19 protein-coding genes are annotated in these 17,390 nt (G+C 67.3%); 9 read left to right on the top strand and 10 right to left on the bottom strand.

Translation table 11 applies throughout. The features are described from left to right. The first annotated feature begins 11 nt into the window (after positions 1–11). A complete protein-coding gene (locus AC5P7R_RS09075) occupies positions 12–617 on the top strand; it encodes a thioredoxin family protein (RefSeq protein WP_019661528.1) in 606 nt (201 codons plus the stop codon). A gap of 227 nt (positions 618–844) precedes the next feature. Then, on the top strand, positions 845–1,984 hold the full coding sequence (locus AC5P7R_RS09070; protein WP_021202656.1) for a hypothetical protein: 1,140 nt from the start codon (positions 845–847) through the stop codon (positions 1,982–1,984). An 81-nt stretch (positions 1,985–2,065) separates the two neighbouring features. Here the strand turns inward: AC5P7R_RS09070 and AC5P7R_RS09065 are convergent, their stop codons facing one another. After that, on the bottom strand, positions 2,066–2,557 hold the full coding sequence (locus tag AC5P7R_RS09065) for a MarR family winged helix-turn-helix transcriptional regulator (RefSeq protein WP_026347199.1): 492 nt from the start codon (positions 2,555–2,557) through the stop codon (positions 2,066–2,068). Between the two features lie 129 nt (positions 2,558–2,686). On the opposite strand from AC5P7R_RS09065, the gene hppD reads away from it, so the two are divergent. Together hppD and hmgA are read left to right on the top strand one after the other, a co-directional pair. Then, on the top strand, positions 2,687–3,799 hold the full coding sequence (gene hppD, locus AC5P7R_RS09060) for a 4-hydroxyphenylpyruvate dioxygenase (RefSeq protein WP_021202657.1): 1,113 nt from the start codon (positions 2,687–2,689) through the stop codon (positions 3,797–3,799). 85 nt (positions 3,800–3,884) lie between these two features. After that, complete coding sequence (gene hmgA / locus AC5P7R_RS09055) at positions 3,885–5,192, top strand: homogentisate 1,2-dioxygenase (RefSeq protein ID WP_197575912.1); 1,308 nt, start codon at positions 3,885–3,887, stop codon at positions 5,190–5,192. A 48-nt stretch (positions 5,193–5,240) separates the two neighbouring features. On the opposite strand, the gene AC5P7R_RS09050 is transcribed toward hmgA, so the two are convergent. Next, on the bottom strand, positions 5,241–5,780 hold the full coding sequence (locus AC5P7R_RS09050; RefSeq protein WP_111099321.1) for a hypothetical protein: 540 nt from the start codon (positions 5,778–5,780) through the stop codon (positions 5,241–5,243). Positions 5,781–5,905: 125 nt separating this feature from the next. On the opposite strand from AC5P7R_RS09050, the gene AC5P7R_RS09045 reads away from it, so the two are divergent. Further along, complete coding sequence (locus AC5P7R_RS09045) at positions 5,906–6,562, top strand: hypothetical protein (protein WP_495213824.1); 657 nt, start codon at positions 5,906–5,908, stop codon at positions 6,560–6,562. Positions 6,563–6,635: 73 nt separating this feature from the next. Then, positions 6,636–7,601: a sodium:calcium antiporter gene (locus AC5P7R_RS09040; RefSeq protein WP_478436064.1), complete on the top strand. Its 966-nt coding sequence runs from the start codon at positions 6,636–6,638 to the stop codon at positions 7,599–7,601. Positions 7,602–7,684: 83 nt separating this feature from the next. Here AC5P7R_RS09040 and AC5P7R_RS09035 read toward each other — a convergent pair whose 3' ends face one another. The 8 genes from AC5P7R_RS09035 to AC5P7R_RS09000 form a co-directional block, all read right to left on the bottom strand. Continuing rightward, positions 7,685–8,074 carry a Na+/H+ antiporter subunit G gene (locus tag AC5P7R_RS09035; protein ID WP_012481450.1) on the bottom strand — a complete coding sequence of 130 codons (390 nt, stop codon included), beginning with the start codon at positions 8,072–8,074 and terminating at the stop codon, positions 7,685–7,687. Next, the gene (locus AC5P7R_RS09030; RefSeq protein WP_005411334.1) at positions 8,071–8,355 is read right to left on the bottom strand and encodes a K+/H+ antiporter subunit F; all 285 of its coding nucleotides are present in this window, start codon (positions 8,353–8,355) and stop codon (positions 8,071–8,073) included. The genes AC5P7R_RS09035 and AC5P7R_RS09030 overlap by 4 nt, the downstream gene beginning before the upstream one ends. Continuing rightward, on the bottom strand, positions 8,352–8,858 hold the full coding sequence (locus tag AC5P7R_RS09025; protein ID WP_021202662.1) for a Na+/H+ antiporter subunit E: 507 nt from the start codon (positions 8,856–8,858) through the stop codon (positions 8,352–8,354). The genes AC5P7R_RS09030 and AC5P7R_RS09025 overlap by 4 nt, the downstream gene beginning before the upstream one ends. Next, a complete protein-coding gene (locus AC5P7R_RS09020) occupies positions 8,855–10,390 on the bottom strand; it encodes a monovalent cation/H+ antiporter subunit D (RefSeq protein WP_021202663.1) in 1,536 nt (511 codons plus the stop codon). The genes AC5P7R_RS09025 and AC5P7R_RS09020 overlap by 4 nt, the downstream gene beginning before the upstream one ends. Continuing rightward, positions 10,387–10,779, bottom strand: coding sequence for a Na+/H+ antiporter subunit C (locus tag AC5P7R_RS09015; protein ID WP_005419863.1), 393 nt, complete (start codon positions 10,777–10,779; stop codon positions 10,387–10,389). The genes AC5P7R_RS09020 and AC5P7R_RS09015 overlap by 4 nt, the downstream gene beginning before the upstream one ends. Next, complete coding sequence (locus AC5P7R_RS09010; RefSeq protein ID WP_197575910.1) at positions 10,779–13,607, bottom strand: monovalent cation/H+ antiporter subunit A; 2,829 nt, start codon at positions 13,605–13,607, stop codon at positions 10,779–10,781. The genes AC5P7R_RS09015 and AC5P7R_RS09010 overlap by 1 nt, the downstream gene beginning before the upstream one ends. A gap of 332 nt (positions 13,608–13,939) precedes the next feature. Next, a complete protein-coding gene (locus AC5P7R_RS09005; RefSeq protein ID WP_021202665.1) occupies positions 13,940–14,425 on the bottom strand; it encodes an Mpo1 family 2-hydroxy fatty acid dioxygenase in 486 nt (161 codons plus the stop codon). A gap of 203 nt (positions 14,426–14,628) precedes the next feature. Beyond that, positions 14,629–15,555 carry a phosphoribosylaminoimidazolesuccinocarboxamide synthase gene (locus AC5P7R_RS09000; RefSeq protein WP_227853783.1) on the bottom strand — a complete coding sequence of 309 codons (927 nt, stop codon included), beginning with the start codon at positions 15,553–15,555 and terminating at the stop codon, positions 14,629–14,631. Positions 15,556–15,696: 141 nt separating this feature from the next. On the opposite strand from AC5P7R_RS09000, the gene AC5P7R_RS08995 reads away from it, so the two are divergent. Genes AC5P7R_RS08995 through AC5P7R_RS08985 form a run of 3 tightly spaced genes read left to right on the top strand, consistent with a single transcriptional unit; the run spans position 15,697 to position 17,256 of the window. After that, entirely contained in the window at positions 15,697–16,026 is a 330-nt protein-coding gene (locus AC5P7R_RS08995; RefSeq protein WP_008265098.1) for a J domain-containing protein, read from the top strand. A gap of 57 nt (positions 16,027–16,083) precedes the next feature. Beyond that, complete coding sequence (rpe, locus tag AC5P7R_RS08990; RefSeq protein ID WP_206621322.1) at positions 16,084–16,761, top strand: ribulose-phosphate 3-epimerase; 678 nt, start codon at positions 16,084–16,086, stop codon at positions 16,759–16,761. A gap of 12 nt (positions 16,762–16,773) precedes the next feature. Continuing rightward, complete coding sequence (locus tag AC5P7R_RS08985; protein ID WP_026347198.1) at positions 16,774–17,256, top strand: GNAT family N-acetyltransferase; 483 nt, start codon at positions 16,774–16,776, stop codon at positions 17,254–17,256. Positions 17,257–17,390 lie beyond the last annotated feature (134 nt).

The following is a 17,390-nucleotide window of genomic DNA, read 5'->3' as shown; positions in this document are numbered from 1 at the left end:
GGGTAGAAGGCATGCGTAGCAAGCTCGGTACTGCGGTAGTGGTGGTCTGTGCGGCGCTGATAGGCGCCTGTTCCCAACCGCAACCACCTGCGACCGCCGAGCCCACGCAGCCCCTGGATACCCGACCCACCGAGCCACCGGTCGCTGACCCCAGCGAACCGGTGGCCTCGGGCAACACCCCGGTGGCGGCGGACATCGCCGCCATCGCCGGGCTCGGTGCGCAGTTCGACCCGGCCCGCAACCCCGCCGATGACCTGGCCACCGCCAAGGTGGAAGCCCAGCGGGGCAAGAAGCGCATCCTGCTGGAGATCGGCAACGCCGCCTGTGAGCGCTGCCGGGCGCTGGACGATGTGGTGGAAGGCAACGGCGACCTGCGTCGCTTCCGCGATGCCCACTACGTGTGGGTGAAGGTCAACGCCAGCGACGAGCAGCCCAACACCGCGTTCCTTGCCCAGTTCCCGGTGATGGAACGCGACTATCCGCATCTGCTGGTGCTGGACGCCGATGGTGGCCTGCTGGTGTCGCAGGCGACCGCTGAGCTGCGCAGGGGCGAGGCGTTCCAGCCTGCGCGGGTGAGCGCGTTCCTCAAGCAGTGGGCACCCGACAAACCGGAATAGGGGAGTGCCGGCCGCTGGCCGTCATGCTCTGGTGGGTGCCGACCGCTGACCGCCATCCCCGGTGGGTGCCGACCGTTGGTCGGCACAGAAGTGCATCCACGCATGGCGTGGATCTACTGTGGTTGCGGTCACATTCCCGGAATCGGCATCTCAATATCGCAACGCGCTCGCCGTTACCGGCAAGGACCTCAGTCGACATCCCGTCGATGCAACCTTCCGGAACGCCCATGCACAGCGACCACGCCGAACGATTGCCCGGACCCGCCAGTGAGCTGGCCGAGGGTGGAGCAGGCGAGGGCGTGACCCTGCCGCCGCAGGAGGCGCTGCTGGATGACGCCGGTACCGGCGAGGCCACCGTCGATCTGGCACCGCCGCGCCATCGCCTGCCGCAGATCGCGCTGCCCGATAACGTGGTGCTGAAGGGTGCGGTGCAGAAACTGGTCGAGCAGAAATCGCGGCTCGATGCACTGGCCGCCGATGGCCAGCTGGCCGGGCTGCTGCCACCGGAGTGGCAGGGCCATGGCGTGCGCGCGATTGAACTGTCCACCTTCATCCAAGGCGTGCTGCCGTTCCTGCAACCCGGCGAACGTGGCGAAACCGCGCCGGCGCGCCTGCCGGTGCGCCATGTGCTGGGTGACGACAGCCGCTGGGGCCTGGACGATGTCGCCGAACCGAAATCGTTGGCCTGGTACCTGGCTAGCGACGAACGCGCCACCGCCGGCAGCAAGGACGTGGCCGAGGCCTATCTGGTGGGTGCACTCGGCCTGGCGTGGATGCAGGAGGGGCGTAGCCGCCCCGGTTTCCTGCGCGCGATGGGCCAGGACAGCCTGGCGGCCCGGGTGACCATGCTCGGCTACCCGCCGGCCAACGAACTGGCGCTGTACAGCGTCACCGCGCACGGCCAGTCGCAGATCTGGTGCGTGCATGGTCGCCGTCGCATGCGCCCGCTGGTGGCGCCGTGGCTGAGCGTGCCGCTGCTGACCGCGTATGGCGTGCCGGCGCCGGTCGCGTGGCCGTCCAGTTTCCCGCCTGTGGAGGCCGTGGCCGAGCTGTTGGCAACCGCACGGCAGGGGCGCGCGCTGCCGGAAGTGGATCTGGGCAAGGCCGTGGCGAAGATCGCCGAAGAGGCCGCATCCGAAGCCTGGCAACCGGTCAGCCTGCTGCAGCTCAACACCTGGTCACCGCGTTGGCATTTCTTCCTGGGCACCTTCGTCGGCCTGCCGTCGCTGCTGCTGGTGGCGGCGGCGCTGGCGCTGCCCGGTGCGGTCGAGGCGGCCACGGTTGCTGCATCACTTGGCTTCGCCGGTGGTGCCATCGCGGCGCTGGCGGTGCCGTGGATCCACGCGCGGCGCAAGCACCTGAGCTGAAAAAAGGGGACGTAGGGGATTAAGTCGTTTCAGGCACACCTGTACTCATTACGACTTAATCCCCTCCGTCCCCTTTTTCTTTCAGACGCCTTCGCCCATCCGCTCCAGGCCGTCACCGGCCAGGCGCAGGATCAGCTTTTCCAGCAGCTGTTCCTCCTCCTCGCTCAGCACCGACATCAGCTTGCGGGTGATCTCGATCACCATCGGTGCGATGGTTTCGTACACCTCGAAGCCGGCCGCGGACAGCGCCAGCACCGAGCGGCGGCGGTCATCGCCGTGGGTCTCGCGCTTGATGAAGCCGCGCTCCAGCAGGCGGGCCACGGCGCGGCTGACCGCCACCTTGTCCATCGCCGTGCGGTCGGAGACCTCGCTGGCCGAGGAACCCGGGTACAGCGCCAGGATAGTGATGACCCGCCACTCGGGGATCGCCAGACCGTAACGATCGCCGTATAGCTTGGCGATGTTGCCGCTGACCCGGTTGGACAGCACGCTCAGCCGGTACGGCAGGAACTGTTCCAGGTCGAGCAGGACGTGCGAGGCACGCAGGCGGGTCGAGGCGGGATCGGGGCTCATGTTGCGGTGCACCTTGCTGGTGGTTTCAAGTGTAACTATAAGGGGTGGGTCCAGACCCTGCATTCTCGCCGGGTCCCTACCTGCCCGCACCTGGTTTGTACCGATGCGGTACCGATTCGGAGCCACGCCATGAATACCGCAGTCCCGACCGCCTCGCACCCCAACCCCGGCATGCAGGTCACCACCTTCGAGAACCCGATGGGCATCGACGGCTTCGAGTTCGTCGAATTCGCCGCCCCGGCCGGCCGTGGCCAGGAGCTGCACGAGTACTTCCGGAAGATGGGCTTCAGCGCGGTGCTCAAGCACAAGCAGCGTCCGATTACCGTCTATCGCCAGGGCGACGTCAACTTCCTGGTCAATGAAGACCCCGATTCGTTCGCCGCCGACTTCGCCGAGAAGCACGGTCCGTGCGCGTGCGGCTTCGCCATCCGCTTCAAGAAGCCGGGCCAGGAGGTCTACCAGACCGCGCTGGGCAACGGTGCCGAAGCCATCGCCTTCAAGGCGGACAGCAAGGCGGTCAGCGCCCCGGTCATCAAGGGCATCGGCGATTGCATGCTGTACCTGGTCGACCGCTACGGCGCGGCCGGCAGCATCTACGACGGCGACTACGAGCCGATCGCCGGCGCCGACCTGCACCCGGTGGGCTTCGGCCTGACCTTCATCGACCACCTGACCCACAACCTGTACTTCGGCAACATGCAGCAGTGGTCGGATTACTACGAGCGCCTGTTCAACTTCCGCGAGATCCGCTACTTCGACATCAAGGGCCTGAAGACCGGCCTGGTGTCCAAGGCGATGACCGCGCCCGATGGCATCGTGCGCATTCCGCTGAACGAATCTTCGGACCCGAAGAGCCAGATCAACGAGTACCTGGACGCGTACAAGGGCGAGGGCATCCAGCACATCGCCTGCTTCACCGAGAACATCTACGAGACCGTCGAAGCAATGCGCGCGCAGGGCGTGGACTTCCTGGATACGCCGGAGACCTACTTCGAGGTGATCGACCAGCGCGTGCCGAACCACGGTGAAGACGTGCCGCGCCTGGCCAAGAACAAGATCCTGATCGATGCCGATCCGGAAACCCACCAGCGCAAGCTGCTGCAGATCTTCACCCAGAACTGCATCGGCCCGATCTTCTTCGAGATCATCCAGCGCAAGGGCAACGAAGGCTTCGGCGAAGGCAACTTCACCGCGCTGTTCGAGAGCATCGAGCGCGACCAGATCCGCCGCGGCGTGCTGTAAGGTCTGCAGGCAATGTCGGCTTCCGGTCGACATTGCCTGTCCGAATGGTAGTGCCGGCCGCTGGCCGGCAATCTCTGGAGTTCCCATGTCCCCCGCCATCACCGCCCGCGGCTACCAGTCCGGCTTCGGCAACGAATTCGCCACCGAGGCCGTCGCCGGCGCGCTGCCGGTCGGACAGAACTCACCGCAGAAGGTGGCCCACGGCCTGTACGCCGAACAGTTGACCGGCACCGCCTTCACCGCGCCGCGCGGCAGCAACCGCCGCAGCTGGCTGTACCGGATCCGCCCGGCGGTGGCCCATGGCGAGTTCACCCCCTTCGCGCAGTCGCAGTTGCAGTGTGATTTCGGCGCTCAGCCGGCCTCGCCAAACCAGCTGCGCTGGAGCCCGCTGCCGCTGCCGGAGCTGCCGACGGACTTCGTCGAAGGCCTGTACACGATGGGTGGCAACGGCTCGCCCGATGCGCATGCCGGCGTGGGCATCCACCTGTACGCTGCCAACCGCGACATGGTCGGCCGCTACTTCTACGACGCCGACGGCGAGCTGCTGATCGTGCCGCAGCTGGGCGCGCTGCGCCTGCTGACCGAGCTGGGCGTGATCGAGATCGAGCCGCAGCAGATCGCGGTGATCCCGCGCGGCGTGCGCTTCCGCGTTGAACTGCCCGATGGCCCGAGCCGTGGCTACATCTGCGAGAACTACGGTGCGCTGCTGAAGCTGCCCGACCTCGGCCCGATCGGTTCCAACGGCCTGGCCAATCCGCGCGACTTCGAGACCCCGCATGCGGCGTTCGAGGATGTGGATGGCGACTTCGAACTGATCGCCAAGTTCGAAGGCCGCCTGTGGCGTGCACCGATCGACCATTCACCGCTGGACGTGGTGGCCTGGCACGGCAATTACGCGCCGTACCGCTACGACCTGCGTCGCTTCAACACCATCGGTTCGGTCAGCTACGACCACCCGGATCCGTCGATCTTCCTGGTGCTGCATTCGCCCAGCGACACCCCGGGCACCAGCAACATGGACTTCGCGATCTTCCCGCCGCGCTGGCTGGTGGCGCAGAACACCTTCCGTCCGCCGTGGTTCCACCGCAACATCGCCAGCGAGTTCATGGGCCTGGTGCATGGCGCCTACGACGCCAAGGCCGAAGGCTTCGTGCCGGGTGGCGCATCGCTGCACAACTGCATGAGCGGCCACGGCCCGGATGCGCCGACCTTCGACAAGGCCTCCAATGCGGATCTGTCGAAGGCCGATGTGATCAAGGACACGATGGCCTTCATGTTCGAGACCCGCGCGGTGATCCGCCCGACCGCACAGGCACTGGCCGCAGGCCACCGCCAGGGCGACTACCAGCAGTGCTGGAACGGCCTGCGCAACAATTTCCGGTCGTCCCGCTAGCGTGGTGGGTGCCGACCGTTGGTCGGCACGATGCGCCGGAACCTGCGCTTACGCCACCTCGGCGAAGGCGTCGCAATGCTCCCGCGGCAACGCCTCCAGCAGGCGCTGGCGCACGCGCTGGCAATAGCCATCCGAAGTCAGCGCGGGCAGCAGCTGCATCGCCGACTGCAGCCGCTGCAGCACCTCATCCTCCGCACGCGCCTGCTGCAGATCGCGGAACAGTGCCGCTGCCTGCGGATGCCGCTGCATTTCCAGGATACCCAGCAGGTAGATGCGCGCTGCCACCAGCGAACGGCGACGTTCGACCGGCGTGGCGCTGGCGTTCGTTGGCACCTTCACCAGCGCCGCATTGGCCGGTTCGGCAGCGGCGTGAGGGGGTGCCGCCGCCGTTGCCGTGCCGGTCGCCAGATAGCCCGCCTGCACCAGCTGGATGACCATCGCCGGCGCATCCTGTCCAAGCAGACCGGTCAGGTCGGCGACGGTACGCTGGCCGTCGCACAGGATCAGCAGCCGGCGCTGGCGCATGTCCAGCGGCGCGCGGTGGGCCTGCAGCGCGGTTCGGGCGAGATCGGTCTTGCGCGGTTGCATGGAAGGGACGGCCAGATCGGTGCTCGCCGAGCCTGAGCGAGGGCGATGAAACCGCGATGACAATGCAGCGCCTGCACACCGGATGGGTTAGCGTGCAGCCATCTTCGTGCCAGGGAACCGCACCGATGAAGCACCTCCCGATTGCTGGTCTGTTGCTCCTTTCGCTCGCCGCCTGCAGTGCGGGCCCCGACAAGCAGGGGGCGGCCGGTAGCGGCAGCGACACCCCGGCGGAAACCGCCTCGGCGACCGGGCCTGCGCAGTCGACGGATCCCGACCTGGCCGCCCGTCCAGCCAATGACCGTCGCGAGGACAGTCCCGCGCGCCTGGATGGTTTCGGCGGCGCCGCGCTGGGCGCCGGCATCGCCGAGGTCCGCAGTGGCTTCGGCACGCCGCTGCAGGGTCTGGGCACCGATGCGGCCGGCAAGCCGCTGCCGGCTGACGACAGCAACGACGGCTGCTACTTCCTGCGCCCGCAGGATGCCGAAGATCCGCGCCTAATGATCGAAGGCCGCAAGCTGGTGCGCTACGACGTGCGCAGCGCCGTCATCACCGCACCGGGCGGTGGCAAGGTCGGCATGACCCTGGGTGAGCTGCAGGTGCTGTATCCCGAGCGCGCGGACGTCGGCCCCGACAAGTATGACGAGAAGGCCCAGCACCTGCGCGTGCGCCCGGCGCAGGAGGGGGGGGCGGTGATCGACTTCGCACTCGGTGCCGATGGCCGGGTGGGTGCCTGGCGCGTCGGACAGACCCCGCAGGTCGATTACGCCGAAGGCTGTGGCTGATCCTTGATCCACGGCCCAGCCCCGCGTACTGGCCAAGCGTAGAATCGCGCCACCACCGCTGGGGGAGTGCTCGATGATCGCCATTGCCATTGCCTGGTTCCTGCTCGGCCTGCTGCTGCTGGCGCTGGGCGGGGACTCCATCGTCAAGGCCGTGTCCGGCCTGGCCCAGCGTTTCGGGGCCAGCCCATTCACTGCCGGGCTGCTGCTGCTCGGGGTGGCCACCTCGTTGCCGGAGCTGGCAGTCAACGCGCGCGCGCTGGCGGTGGGCCAGCCAGAACTGGCGCTGGGCAATGCGGTCGGCAGCAGCATCACCAACCTGGGCCTGACCCTGGCCGTGGCGGCCATGGCTGCGCCCCTGCTGCTGCGCGCGCGCCTGCAGACGGTGCTGTGGTGGTCGCTGCTGGCGGCAGGTGTGCTGCTGATCCTGTTCGGGCTTGATGGCGGCCTGGCACGTTGGGAGGGCGGCATACTGCTGGCCGGCTTCATCGTGGTGCAGGTGCTGCTGCTGCGCCGTGGTCGCAGCGAGAGCGCGGAGGTGCAGGTGGCCATCGCCGAGTCCGCACTGAGCCGCACCAGCCTGCCGTTGAACGTGCTGCGCGTGCTGATTGCCGCGTTGACGCTGTACTGGGGCGCGCGCCTGGTGGTGGGCGCCGCCGCCGACTTTGGCGTCGCCCTGGGTTGGACGCCGCTGCTGGTCGGCCTGCTGCCGGTGGCGATCGGTACCGCACTGCCGGAAGTGGCCACCGCCATCGCCGCCGCGCGTCGCGGGCATGGCGACATGGTGCTGGGCCACGTGCTGGGTTCCAGCGTGGTCAACCTGCTCCTGGTGATCGGTGCGATGGCCGTGCTGCAGCCGCTGGCGCTGCCGGCCTCGTTCGTGCGCCTGGAACTGCCGGCGCTGCTGGCGTTCGCGCTGGTGCTGTACCCGATGCTGCATGGCGACCTGAAGATCAGCCGCGGCGAAGGTGTGATCCTGCTGGTCGCGTTTGTCGGCTGGTTCGTGCTGGAACTGCTGCTGGTCGGCGCACCGGCGCTGTAGAGCCGAGCCCATGCTTGGCTGCTGTTCGTGCCGACCAGCGGTCGGCACCTACGGGGCGTCACATTGCCGGCCAGCGGCCGGTTCTACCGGTTCTGCGTGGTTTCTTCTTCCCGCACCGGCTCCGGCGGTGGCAGCTGCTCCTCGGCGGCACGTTCGTTGCCCGGCAGGGTGGGGCGGGTCTCCATCAGCAGCGACAGCGCGGCCTTGGCCATCATGTGCGCGCTGATCGGTGCGGTGATGAACAGGAACACGGTGATCAGCAGCTCTCGCGGCTGCGGGTCCTGGCCGAGGAAGATGTGGTAGCAGACCGAGCACACCAACACGCAGCCCACGCCCAGCGTGCTGGCCTTGGTCGGCGCGTGCAGGCGCTTGAAGAAGGTCGACAGCTTCACCAGGCCCAGTGCGCCCACCAGGATGAAGAAGCAGCCGAACAGCAGCAGGATCGACAGGCCGATCTGGATGGCAGTGATCATTCGACGATGTCCCGGCGCAGCACGAACTTGCTCAGCACCACGGTGCTGCCGAAGCCGAGCATGGCGATGATCAACGCCGCCTCGAAGTAGATCGGTGAATTGAGGTACATGCCGAACAGCATCAGCTCGGCGATCGCGGTCACCGACAGGGTGTCCAGTGCGAGGATGCGGTCGGGCACGGTCGGCCCGCGCAGCAGGCGCCAGGTGGCCAGCAGCATGGCCAGGCCGACCACGTGCATGCACACCACCAGGGTGGTCTGGATGACTTCAAAACCGGTCATGGGAAGATCTCCATCAACGGCGCCTCGTAACGGCGCTTGATCGTATCGATCAGGTCCTGTGGATCCTCCAGGTGCAGCACATGCACCAGCAGGAACTTGCGGTCGTCGCTGAGCGCGGCCGAGACCGTGCCCGGGGTCAGGGTGATCATGCTGGTCAGCGCGGCGATGCCGTGGATGTTGGCGATGTCCAGCGGCAGCCAGATGAAGCCCGGGTGGATGTTCTTTTCCGGGCCCAGCACCTGCAGGGCGACGCGGATGTTGGACATCAGGATGTCCCACAGGGTCACGCACACCAGTCTGGGCAGCGGCCGCAGGGTGCCGATGCGCGCGAACTCGCGGTCCAGGCGCGCGGCGAACAGCGGCACCACCACGCCCAGCACAAGCCCCAGCACGATCTGGCCGAGGGTGAAGCTGTCGGACATCAGCAGCCAGAACGCCACCACCATGATGCTGAGCATCGGCGAGGGAATCAGGCGACGGAACAGGGAGTGCTGGGCAGTCATGGCTGGCGGATCTCCGGCGTGGTCGCGCGCAGCTGCTGCACGTACTCGCTGGGATGCAGCAGCTGTGCGGCGGTGGCGTCGGTGTAGCGCATCAACGGTGCAGCGGCCAGGGTCATGCCGATGCCGTAGGCCAGCAGCAGGCAGGCGGCGTAGAGCTCTACCCGGCGCAGGGGAGCCTTGCGCGGCTTCGGTGCTTCTGGATCGACCGGCGGCACGCGCCAGAACAGGCGGATGCCGCCGCGGGTCAGGCCCATGATCACCAGCAGGCTGCTGACCAGCACGGCGGTCCAGACCGGCCCGGTGTACTGCGCCGGCATGCCGGCCAGCAGCGCGGCCTTGGCCAGGAAGCCGGACAGTGGCGGCAGGCCGGCCACCGACACTGCCCCGATCAGGAACAGCACCGCTGGGGTTTCCTTGCCCGGCATCGGTGCCACCACTTCCTTGCGGTCGCTGGCACCGCCGCGACGACGGCGGATCAGGTCGGCGATCAGGAACAGCGCGGCGGCGACGAAGCTGCTGTGCGGCAGGTAGTACAGGCCCGCTGAGAGTACCTGCGGCGTGCCCACCGAGAAGGCGATGAACAGCGTGGCCGCCGACACGATCACCAGGTAGGAGATCAGGACGCGCAGGCGGGTCGCGGCCAGTGCACCCAGGCCACCGAGCACCAGCGTCGCCACGCCGGCCCACAGCAGCCAGTCGCGGCCATAGCCGGCCATCGCGCCTGCGTCATCGCCGAACCACAGCATCTGGATGCGCAGCACCGAGTACAGGCCGACCTTGGTCATGATCGCGAACAGCGCAGCCACCGCTGCTGGCGCACGCGAATAGGCTTCCGGCAGCCACAGGTACAGCGGCATCAGCGCGGCCTTGGCGCAGAACACCAGCAGCAACAGGCCCATCGTCGCCTTCACCAGGGTCAGCTGTGCCGGCGGCACCTGCGCGATGCGCTGCGACAGCTCGGCCATGTTCAGCGAACCCAGCGTGGCGTACAGCAGGCCCAGCGCGATCAGGAACAGGGTCGAGGCGGTGACGTTGAACACCACGTAGTGCAGGCCGATGCGCATGCGCAGGCCGCGGCCACCGCTGAGCAGCAGGCCGTAGGAGGCGATCAGCATCACCTCGAAGAACACGAACAAGTTGAAGATGTCGCCGGTCAGGAACGCACCGTTGAGGCCGACCAGCTGGAACTGGAACAGCGCATGGAAGTGCGGTGCGCGGCGGTCCCAGCCCGAGCAGGCGTGCAGCAGGCAGGGAATGGCCAGCAGCAGGGTGGTCAGCAGCATCCACGCCGACAGCCGGTCGGCCACCAGCGCGATGCCCAGCCGCGACGGCCAGTCGCCCAGCAGGTAGACATTGATGTCACCGCCCGCGGTCGACGCGAACAGCAGGCCCACCGCCAGCGCCAGCGCCGACAGCGCGGTCCACGCGACGGCGCGCTGCACCCTGGGGCCGTAGCGACGGTGTTCGACGAACAGCGACAGTGCAGCACCCAGCAGGGGAATCAGGATCGGCAGGATCACCAGGTGGTTCATGCGCGGTCCTCGCCCTGGCGCGGCGGCACGCGCTCATCCTGCAGGTCATCGTCGGGCTCGTGGGCGTCCACATGGTCGCTGTGGTTGTCGCTGCGGCTGCGCATGGCCAGCACGATGCTCACTGCGGTCATCGCGAAGGCGATCACGATCGCGGTCAGCACCAGCGCCTGTGGCAGCGGATCGGTGTAGTTGCCGAGGTGGCTGTCCACGCCCTCCTGCAGCACCGGCGCCTTGCCCAGCACCACGCGGCCACCGGCGAAGATCAGCAGGTTGGTGGCGTAGGACAGGAAGGTCATGCCGAGAATCACATCGAAGCTGCGCGCGCGCAGCAGCAGGTAGATGCCGATGGCGGTCAGCACGCCGATCGCGGTCGCAAGGGCCAGTTCCATCAGTGCATCTCCCCGGTGCGGGCCGAACGGCGTTGCAGGTCGATCTCGCCCTTGCGGGCGGTGCGGGTACGCGAGGGCTTGATCGTGCCCATCATCGACAGCATCAGCATGGCGCCGCCGAACACCACCAGGTAGACGCCGATGTCGAAACCGATCGCACTGGCCAGCGGCACGTCGCCGATCAGCGGCAGGTGCAGATCGAGGTGGCCGCTGGTGAGGAACGGCACGCCGAACAGCATCGAGGCACTGCCGCTGAGCAGGGCGATCAGCAGGCCCATGCCGATGCAGCGGATGTAGTCGAAGCCGAAGCGCGACTCCACCGATGCGGTGCCCTGGATCACGTACTGAATCAGCAGCGGCACCGCCAGCACCAGGCCGGCGATGAAGCCACCGCCCGGCGCGTTGTGGCCGCGCAGGAACAGGAAGATCGATACGGTCAGGGTCAGCGGGAACATGATCTGGGCCAGGTCGGCTGGTACCGGCAGCTTGATCGGAGGGCCGGGCATGATCTGCTCCGGTGCCATCCGCGTGCGCCGCAGCAGGGCATGCACCACCAGCGCGGCGATGCCGAACACGGTGATCTCGCCGAAGGTATCGAAGCCGCGGAAGTCGACCAGGATCACGTTGACCACGTTCTGGCCATAGGCCTCGGGCAGGGCACGGGCGAGCAGTTCGCCGGCCATGGTGTTCGGCGGCAGGGTCATCGCCGAATAGGCCAGCGCACCCAGGCCGGCGCCGGCGATGATCGCGATCACCGCATCGCGGCGCTTGCGCCAGCGCGGACGTTCCGGCCCGGACTGCGCCGGCAGGTAGTTCATGCCCAGCAGCATCAGCACCAGGGTGACCATCTCCACCAGCAGCTGGGTCAGGGCCAGGTCGGGTGCGGACAGGAACACGAAGGTCAGCGCCACCATCAGGCCGACGCCGCCGACCAGCAGCACCGCCAGCAGGCGCTGCTTGTAGATGCGCAGGGTGGCAACGGCGCAGGCCATCATCACCAGCCACAGCGCCCAGCCCAGCAGCGGGATCGGCTGCGGTTTGGTCCAGTTCGGCGAGGCCGGGTTGACGATGTAGGGCGCGGCGGCCACGGTGATGGCCACCAGCACCAGGCCCAGCAGCATGCGCTGCAGGCTGCCATTGGCGATGCCGTTGGTCAGGCGCATGGCCAGCGCGGAGATCGCGTCCAGCTGCGCATGGAACACATTGCGGCCAGTGCTGATGTTGGTCACGGCGTGCAGGTTGATCAGCTTGCGCAGGCCGAAGTACAGCGCCACGCCGCCGATCACGCCGATCGCGCTCATCGCCAGCGGCAGGTTGAAGCCGTGCCATACCGCCAGGCTGTACTCGGGCATGGCACTGCCGAGGATCGACGCCGCAGCGGCATGCAGCACCGGCGCCACGGTCAGTGCCGGGGCGATGCCTACTGCCACGCAGATCACCACCAGCAGTTCCACCGGTACCTTCATCCAGCGCGGCGGCTCATGCGGCACGCGATCCAGGTCGTGCGGGCCGGGGCCAAAGAAGGTGTCGTGCACGAAGCGCAGGCTGTAGGCCACGCCGAACACGCCAGCCAGCAATGCGGCGATCGACACCGCCGTGCGCATGATCCCCGGGCCTCCGGCCGTGATCGCCTCGGCAAACAGCATTTCCTTGGACAGGAAGCCGTTGAGCAGCGGGATGCCGGCCATCGCCAGCGAGGCAATGATCGCCAGCGCGCTGGTGAACGGCATCAGCCTGCGCAGGCCGCCCAGCTTGCGCATGTCGCGGGTGCCGGTCTCATGGTCGATGATGCCGGCGGCCATGAACAGCGAGGCCTTGAAGGTGGCGTGGTTGAGGATGTGGAACACACCGGCCACCACCGCCATCGGCGTGGACAGGCCGAACAGCAGGGTGATCAGGCCCAGATGGGAAATGGTCGAGTAAGCCAGCAGGCCTTTCAGATCGTGCTGGAAGATCGCGTTCCAGGCGCCGATCAACAGGGTGATCGCACCGATGCCGCTGACCGTGTAGAAGAACAGGTCGCTGCCGGCCAGCGCTGGATGCAGGCGCGCCAGCAGGAACACACCGGCCTTCACCATGGTGGCCGAGTGCAGGTAGGCAGAGACCGGAGTGGGCGCGGCCATCGCGTGCGGCAGCCAGAAATGGAACGGGAACTGCGCGCTCTTGGTGAAGATGCCCGCCAGCACCAGGAACAGCGCGTACGGGTACAGCGCGCTGGCGCGGATCTGCTCGCCAGCGGCCAGCACCACGTCCAGGTCGAAGCTGCCGACGATGCGGCCGATCAGCAGCACGCCACCGAGCAGGGCCAGGCCGCCGCCGCCGGTGATCACCAGCGCCATGCGCGCGCCCTCGCGGGCGTCCTGGCGATGTGACCAGAAACCGATCAGCAGGAACGAGCTGATGCTGGTCATTTCCCAGAAGATCATCAGCAACAGCAGGTTGCCCGACAGCACCATGCCCAGCATGGCGCCCATGAACAGCAGCAGGTAGCAGTAGAAGCGGTGCGCGTTGTCCTGCTGGCTCAGGTAGTAGCGTGCATACAGCACCACCAGCGCACCGATGCCCAGCACCAGCCCGGCGAACATCCAGGCCAGCCCGTCCAGGCGCAGGGTGAAGTCCAGCCCGATCTGCGGCAGCCAGGGCACCAGGGTGCGGACCACCTGGCCATCGAGCACGGACGGCGTGAGCCAGCCGAGTATGGCCAGCCCGCCCAACGGCGCCAGCGCCGCCAGCCAGGCAGCAGTCGAGCGCGAACTACGGGGGAAGGCCGCAACAGCCGCTGCCATCAGGAACGGCAGGGCCAGCAGCAGGGGCAGGCTGGGGAGCATGCAGGGAATCCATGATTCACGAGCAGGTCAGGGAGAATAACAGGCTGCGAAATGTCGCTGAAACCCATCGAACAGCGATCAATTGCATGTAACGTCCGCTGATTCATATTTTCTGCGACGCAACATCGCGTTCCTGCGTGTTCTCCTCGCTTGCCCTCGGGGGACGCCCTACGCCCCCGCAGGGAGACCGCAGGCCCTGTCGCACAGGGGCTGCCGTCGACGGGCGGGCAATGGGGAGCGGATCACCGTCGCAGGCTGGCAGGGCTCCCGTGGACTACGGGTGACGGAATCTGCCCGTTCAGGAAACGACGGCCGCTGTCGGCGCCGCCAGGTCAGTAGCGCCAGTCCAGCTTGCGGTAGAACTTGGCCATCACCCAGGCCGGGCCGATCAGCAGGTAGGTCAGGTCGGTCAGGAAGCTGGGCTTGCGGCCCTCGAATTTGTGGCCGATGAACTGCGCGATCCAGGCCACCACGAACACGCCCACCGCCAGCCAGCGCAGGGCCTGCAGGCCGATTTCGGCTTCCAGCAGGCGGCACAGGCAGCCGAACACGAAGAACTGGATGAGCATGCCGATGCCCAGCGGGCGCGACAGCTTGTTGTAGAAGCACCAGGCGCTGAACATCGCGAACGCCGACCAGATGCCGTACTGGAACCAGGTGATCAGCGGCGGCAGGCACCACAGCAGGGCCACCACCGACCACAGGATCGCCGGAACCGCCACCACGTGGATGCGCTGGTTGATCACATTGCGGTGGTCGTCGGAGTAGCTGGCGAAATAGCGGTCGATCGGCCGCGCAAGCTCGGTGGATGTCTGCATGCTGCGTTGCTTCCTCGGACAACGGTAGTGCCGGCCGCTGGCCGGCACTCCAGAGCATAGCCGAGTTCATGAGGTTGCCGGCCGGCGGCCGGCACTACCAGAGCCAGGCCATGCCTGGCTGCGGATTCGCCGAGGTTGCCGGCCAGCGGCCGGCACTACCCCTTCAGAGTGCCCCCGCCTGTCCGGCCGGGGGCGCAGGCGGATCAGTCGACGCTGATCCCGGCCAGGCGCTGCAGCGCCTCGGCGTACTTGGCGCGGGTGCGCTCGATGATCTCGGCCGGGATGGTCGGGCCCGGGGCGGTCTTGCCCCAGTCCAGCGTCTCCAGGTAATCGCGCACGAACTGCTTGTCGTAGCTCGGCGGGCTGGTACCCACTTCGTACTCGTCGGCCGGCCAGTAACGCGAGGAATCCGGCGTCAGCATCTCGTCCATGATGTACAGGCGGCCATCGGCGTCGGTACCGAACTCGAACTTGGTATCGGCCAGGAGGATGCCGCGTTCGCGGGCGTAATCGGCGGCGAACTTGTAGATGCGCAGGGTGGCGTCGCGCACGCGCTCGGCCAGGTCCGCACCGACCTGCTTCACCATCGCGTCGAAATCGATGTTCTCGTCGTGGTCGCCGACGGCGGCCTTGGTCGAGGGGGTGAAGATCGGCTCGGGCAGCTGCTCGGCCTGGCGCAGGCCGTGGGGCAGATCGATGCCGCTGACCTTGCCGGTGCGCTGGTAATCCTTCCAGCCGCTGCCGATCAGGTAGCCGCGGGCGATCGCTTCCACCGGCACCGGCTTCAGCTTGCGGGTGACCACCGCGCGCTTGGCATACAGGGCCGGGTCCACGCCTTCGGGCAGCACGCTGGCCACGTCGATGCCGGTCAGGTGGTTGGGCATCAGGTGCGCGGTCTTGGCGAACCAGAAGTTGGAGACCTGGCAGAGCATCTCGCCCTTGCCCGGGATCGGGTCGGGCAGGACCACGTCGAACGCCGACAGGCGATCGGTGGCCACCATCAGCAGGTAGTCGCCCGGCGGGGTCCCTGCAGGCAGCCGCTCGCGCGGGATATCGAACACATCACGCACCTTGCCGCGATGGCGCAAGGGCAGGCCGGGGAGATCGGATTGCAACAGCGTGGTTGGCACGGGCACTCCTGGGGCGTTGTCGATACGGCTGCCCAGCGGACCCGGCGGGCCCGCTGACCAGCGGGCGGCCTAGTGTAAAGCGGTCCGGGCCCGCTGTGACGTAAAATGAGCATCCATTTCGCCGGTCGACCCTGGGGCGCCATGCGCTGGTACGGAAAACTGCTCGGTTTCATCGCCGGGGCCCTGCTGTTCCGGCCCAATCCGCTGTTCGGCGCGGTAGTCGGCCTGTTGATCGGCCATGCCTTTGATTCGGACTGGTTCCGCCTGAACAAGGAGAACCCGTACCGGGAGCTGGGGCTGACCTCCGAGGCCACCGATGCCGAGATCGAGCGCGCCTACCGAAAGCTGATCTCGCAGTACCACCCCGACAAGCTTGGCGGCGCCGCCCCCGAGCTGCAGCAGCAGGCCGAGCAGAAGTCGCGGCGCATCAACGCCGCCTACGACCGCATCAAGACCCTGCGCAAGCGCTGATCCGACAGTCCCGCCTGCGGGCGGGAGAATCCTTTCCCCGTTCCGAAGGCCCCGGCCATGTCCAACTGCCTCATCGCCCCGTCCATTCTCTCTGCCAACTTCGCCCGTCTCGGCGAGGAAGTCGACAACGTCCTCGCCGCTGGCGCGGACTGGGTCCACTTCGACGTGATGGACAACCACTACGTGCCGAACCTGACCATCGGCCCGATGGTCTGCCAGGCGCTGCGCAAGCACGGCGTGACCGCGCCGATCGACGTGCACCTGATGGTCGAGCCGGTGGACCGCATCATCCCGGACTTCGCCGAGGCCGGTGCCACCTACATCAGCTTCCATCCGGAGGCGAGCCGCCACGTGCACCGCACCATCCAGCTGATCCGCTCGCTGGGCTGCAAGCCGGGCATCGTGCTCAATCCGGCCACCCCGGTGGACACCCTCGACTGGGTGCTGGATGACCTGGACCTGGTGCTGCTGATGTCGGTCAACCCGGGCTTCGGCGGCCAGGCCTTCATCCCCTCGGCGCTGGACAAGCTGCGCGTGGTGCGCAAGATGATCGATGCCAGCGGCAAGGACATCCGCCTGGAGATCGACGGTGGCGTGAAAGCCGACAACATCGGTGAGATCGCCGCCGCCGGCGCTGACACCTTCGTTGCCGGTTCGGCCATCTTCAACGCCAGGACCAGCTACCAGGACGTGATCGCGCAGATGCGCGCGAACGTTGCTGCGGCAAGGGGCTGAGCCATGGGTACGGTGGCCGTGTTGAACATCCGCCCGGCCACCGTGGCCGACGCTGGCCTGATCCTGCGCTTCATCCGCGAACTGGCCATCTACGAGAAGGCCGAGCATTCGGTGCAGACCGATGAGATCGGTATTGCCGAAAGCCTGTTCGGTGCCGATGCGACTGCCCGCGCGTTGATCTGCGAAGCCGACGGTGAGGCCATCGGCTATGCGGTGTATTTCTACAACTACTCCACCTGGCTGGGCCGCAAGGGCATCTACCTGGAAGACCTCTACATCAGCCCGGAGAAGCGCGGCGGCGGCGCCGGCAAGGCACTGCTGAAGTACATCGCCCGCCAGGCCGTGGCCGAAGGCTGCGGTCGTTTCGAATGGTCGGTGCTGGACTGGAACACCCCGGCCATCGAGTTCTACACCGCCGCCGGCGCAAAGCCGCAGGACGAGTGGACCGTGTACCGGCTGCAGGGCCAGGCGCTGCACGATTTCGCCAACGGTTGACGTGAAATGCATCCACGCATGGCGTGGATCTACGGCCGGCAAAAAAAAGGCCACGCCAATCACTGGCGTGGCCTCGCTGCATGCGTGGGAGGCTGATCCTGCCTCCATCCGTCGTCCCTGCTATGGACTCCCAT

It is taken from the genome of Stenotrophomonas sp. YJH_SMC_27, assembly GCF_059369815.1.
The sequence above is the reverse complement of the archived record's forward strand: the minus strand, read 5'-3'. Positions and strand labels throughout refer to the sequence as shown.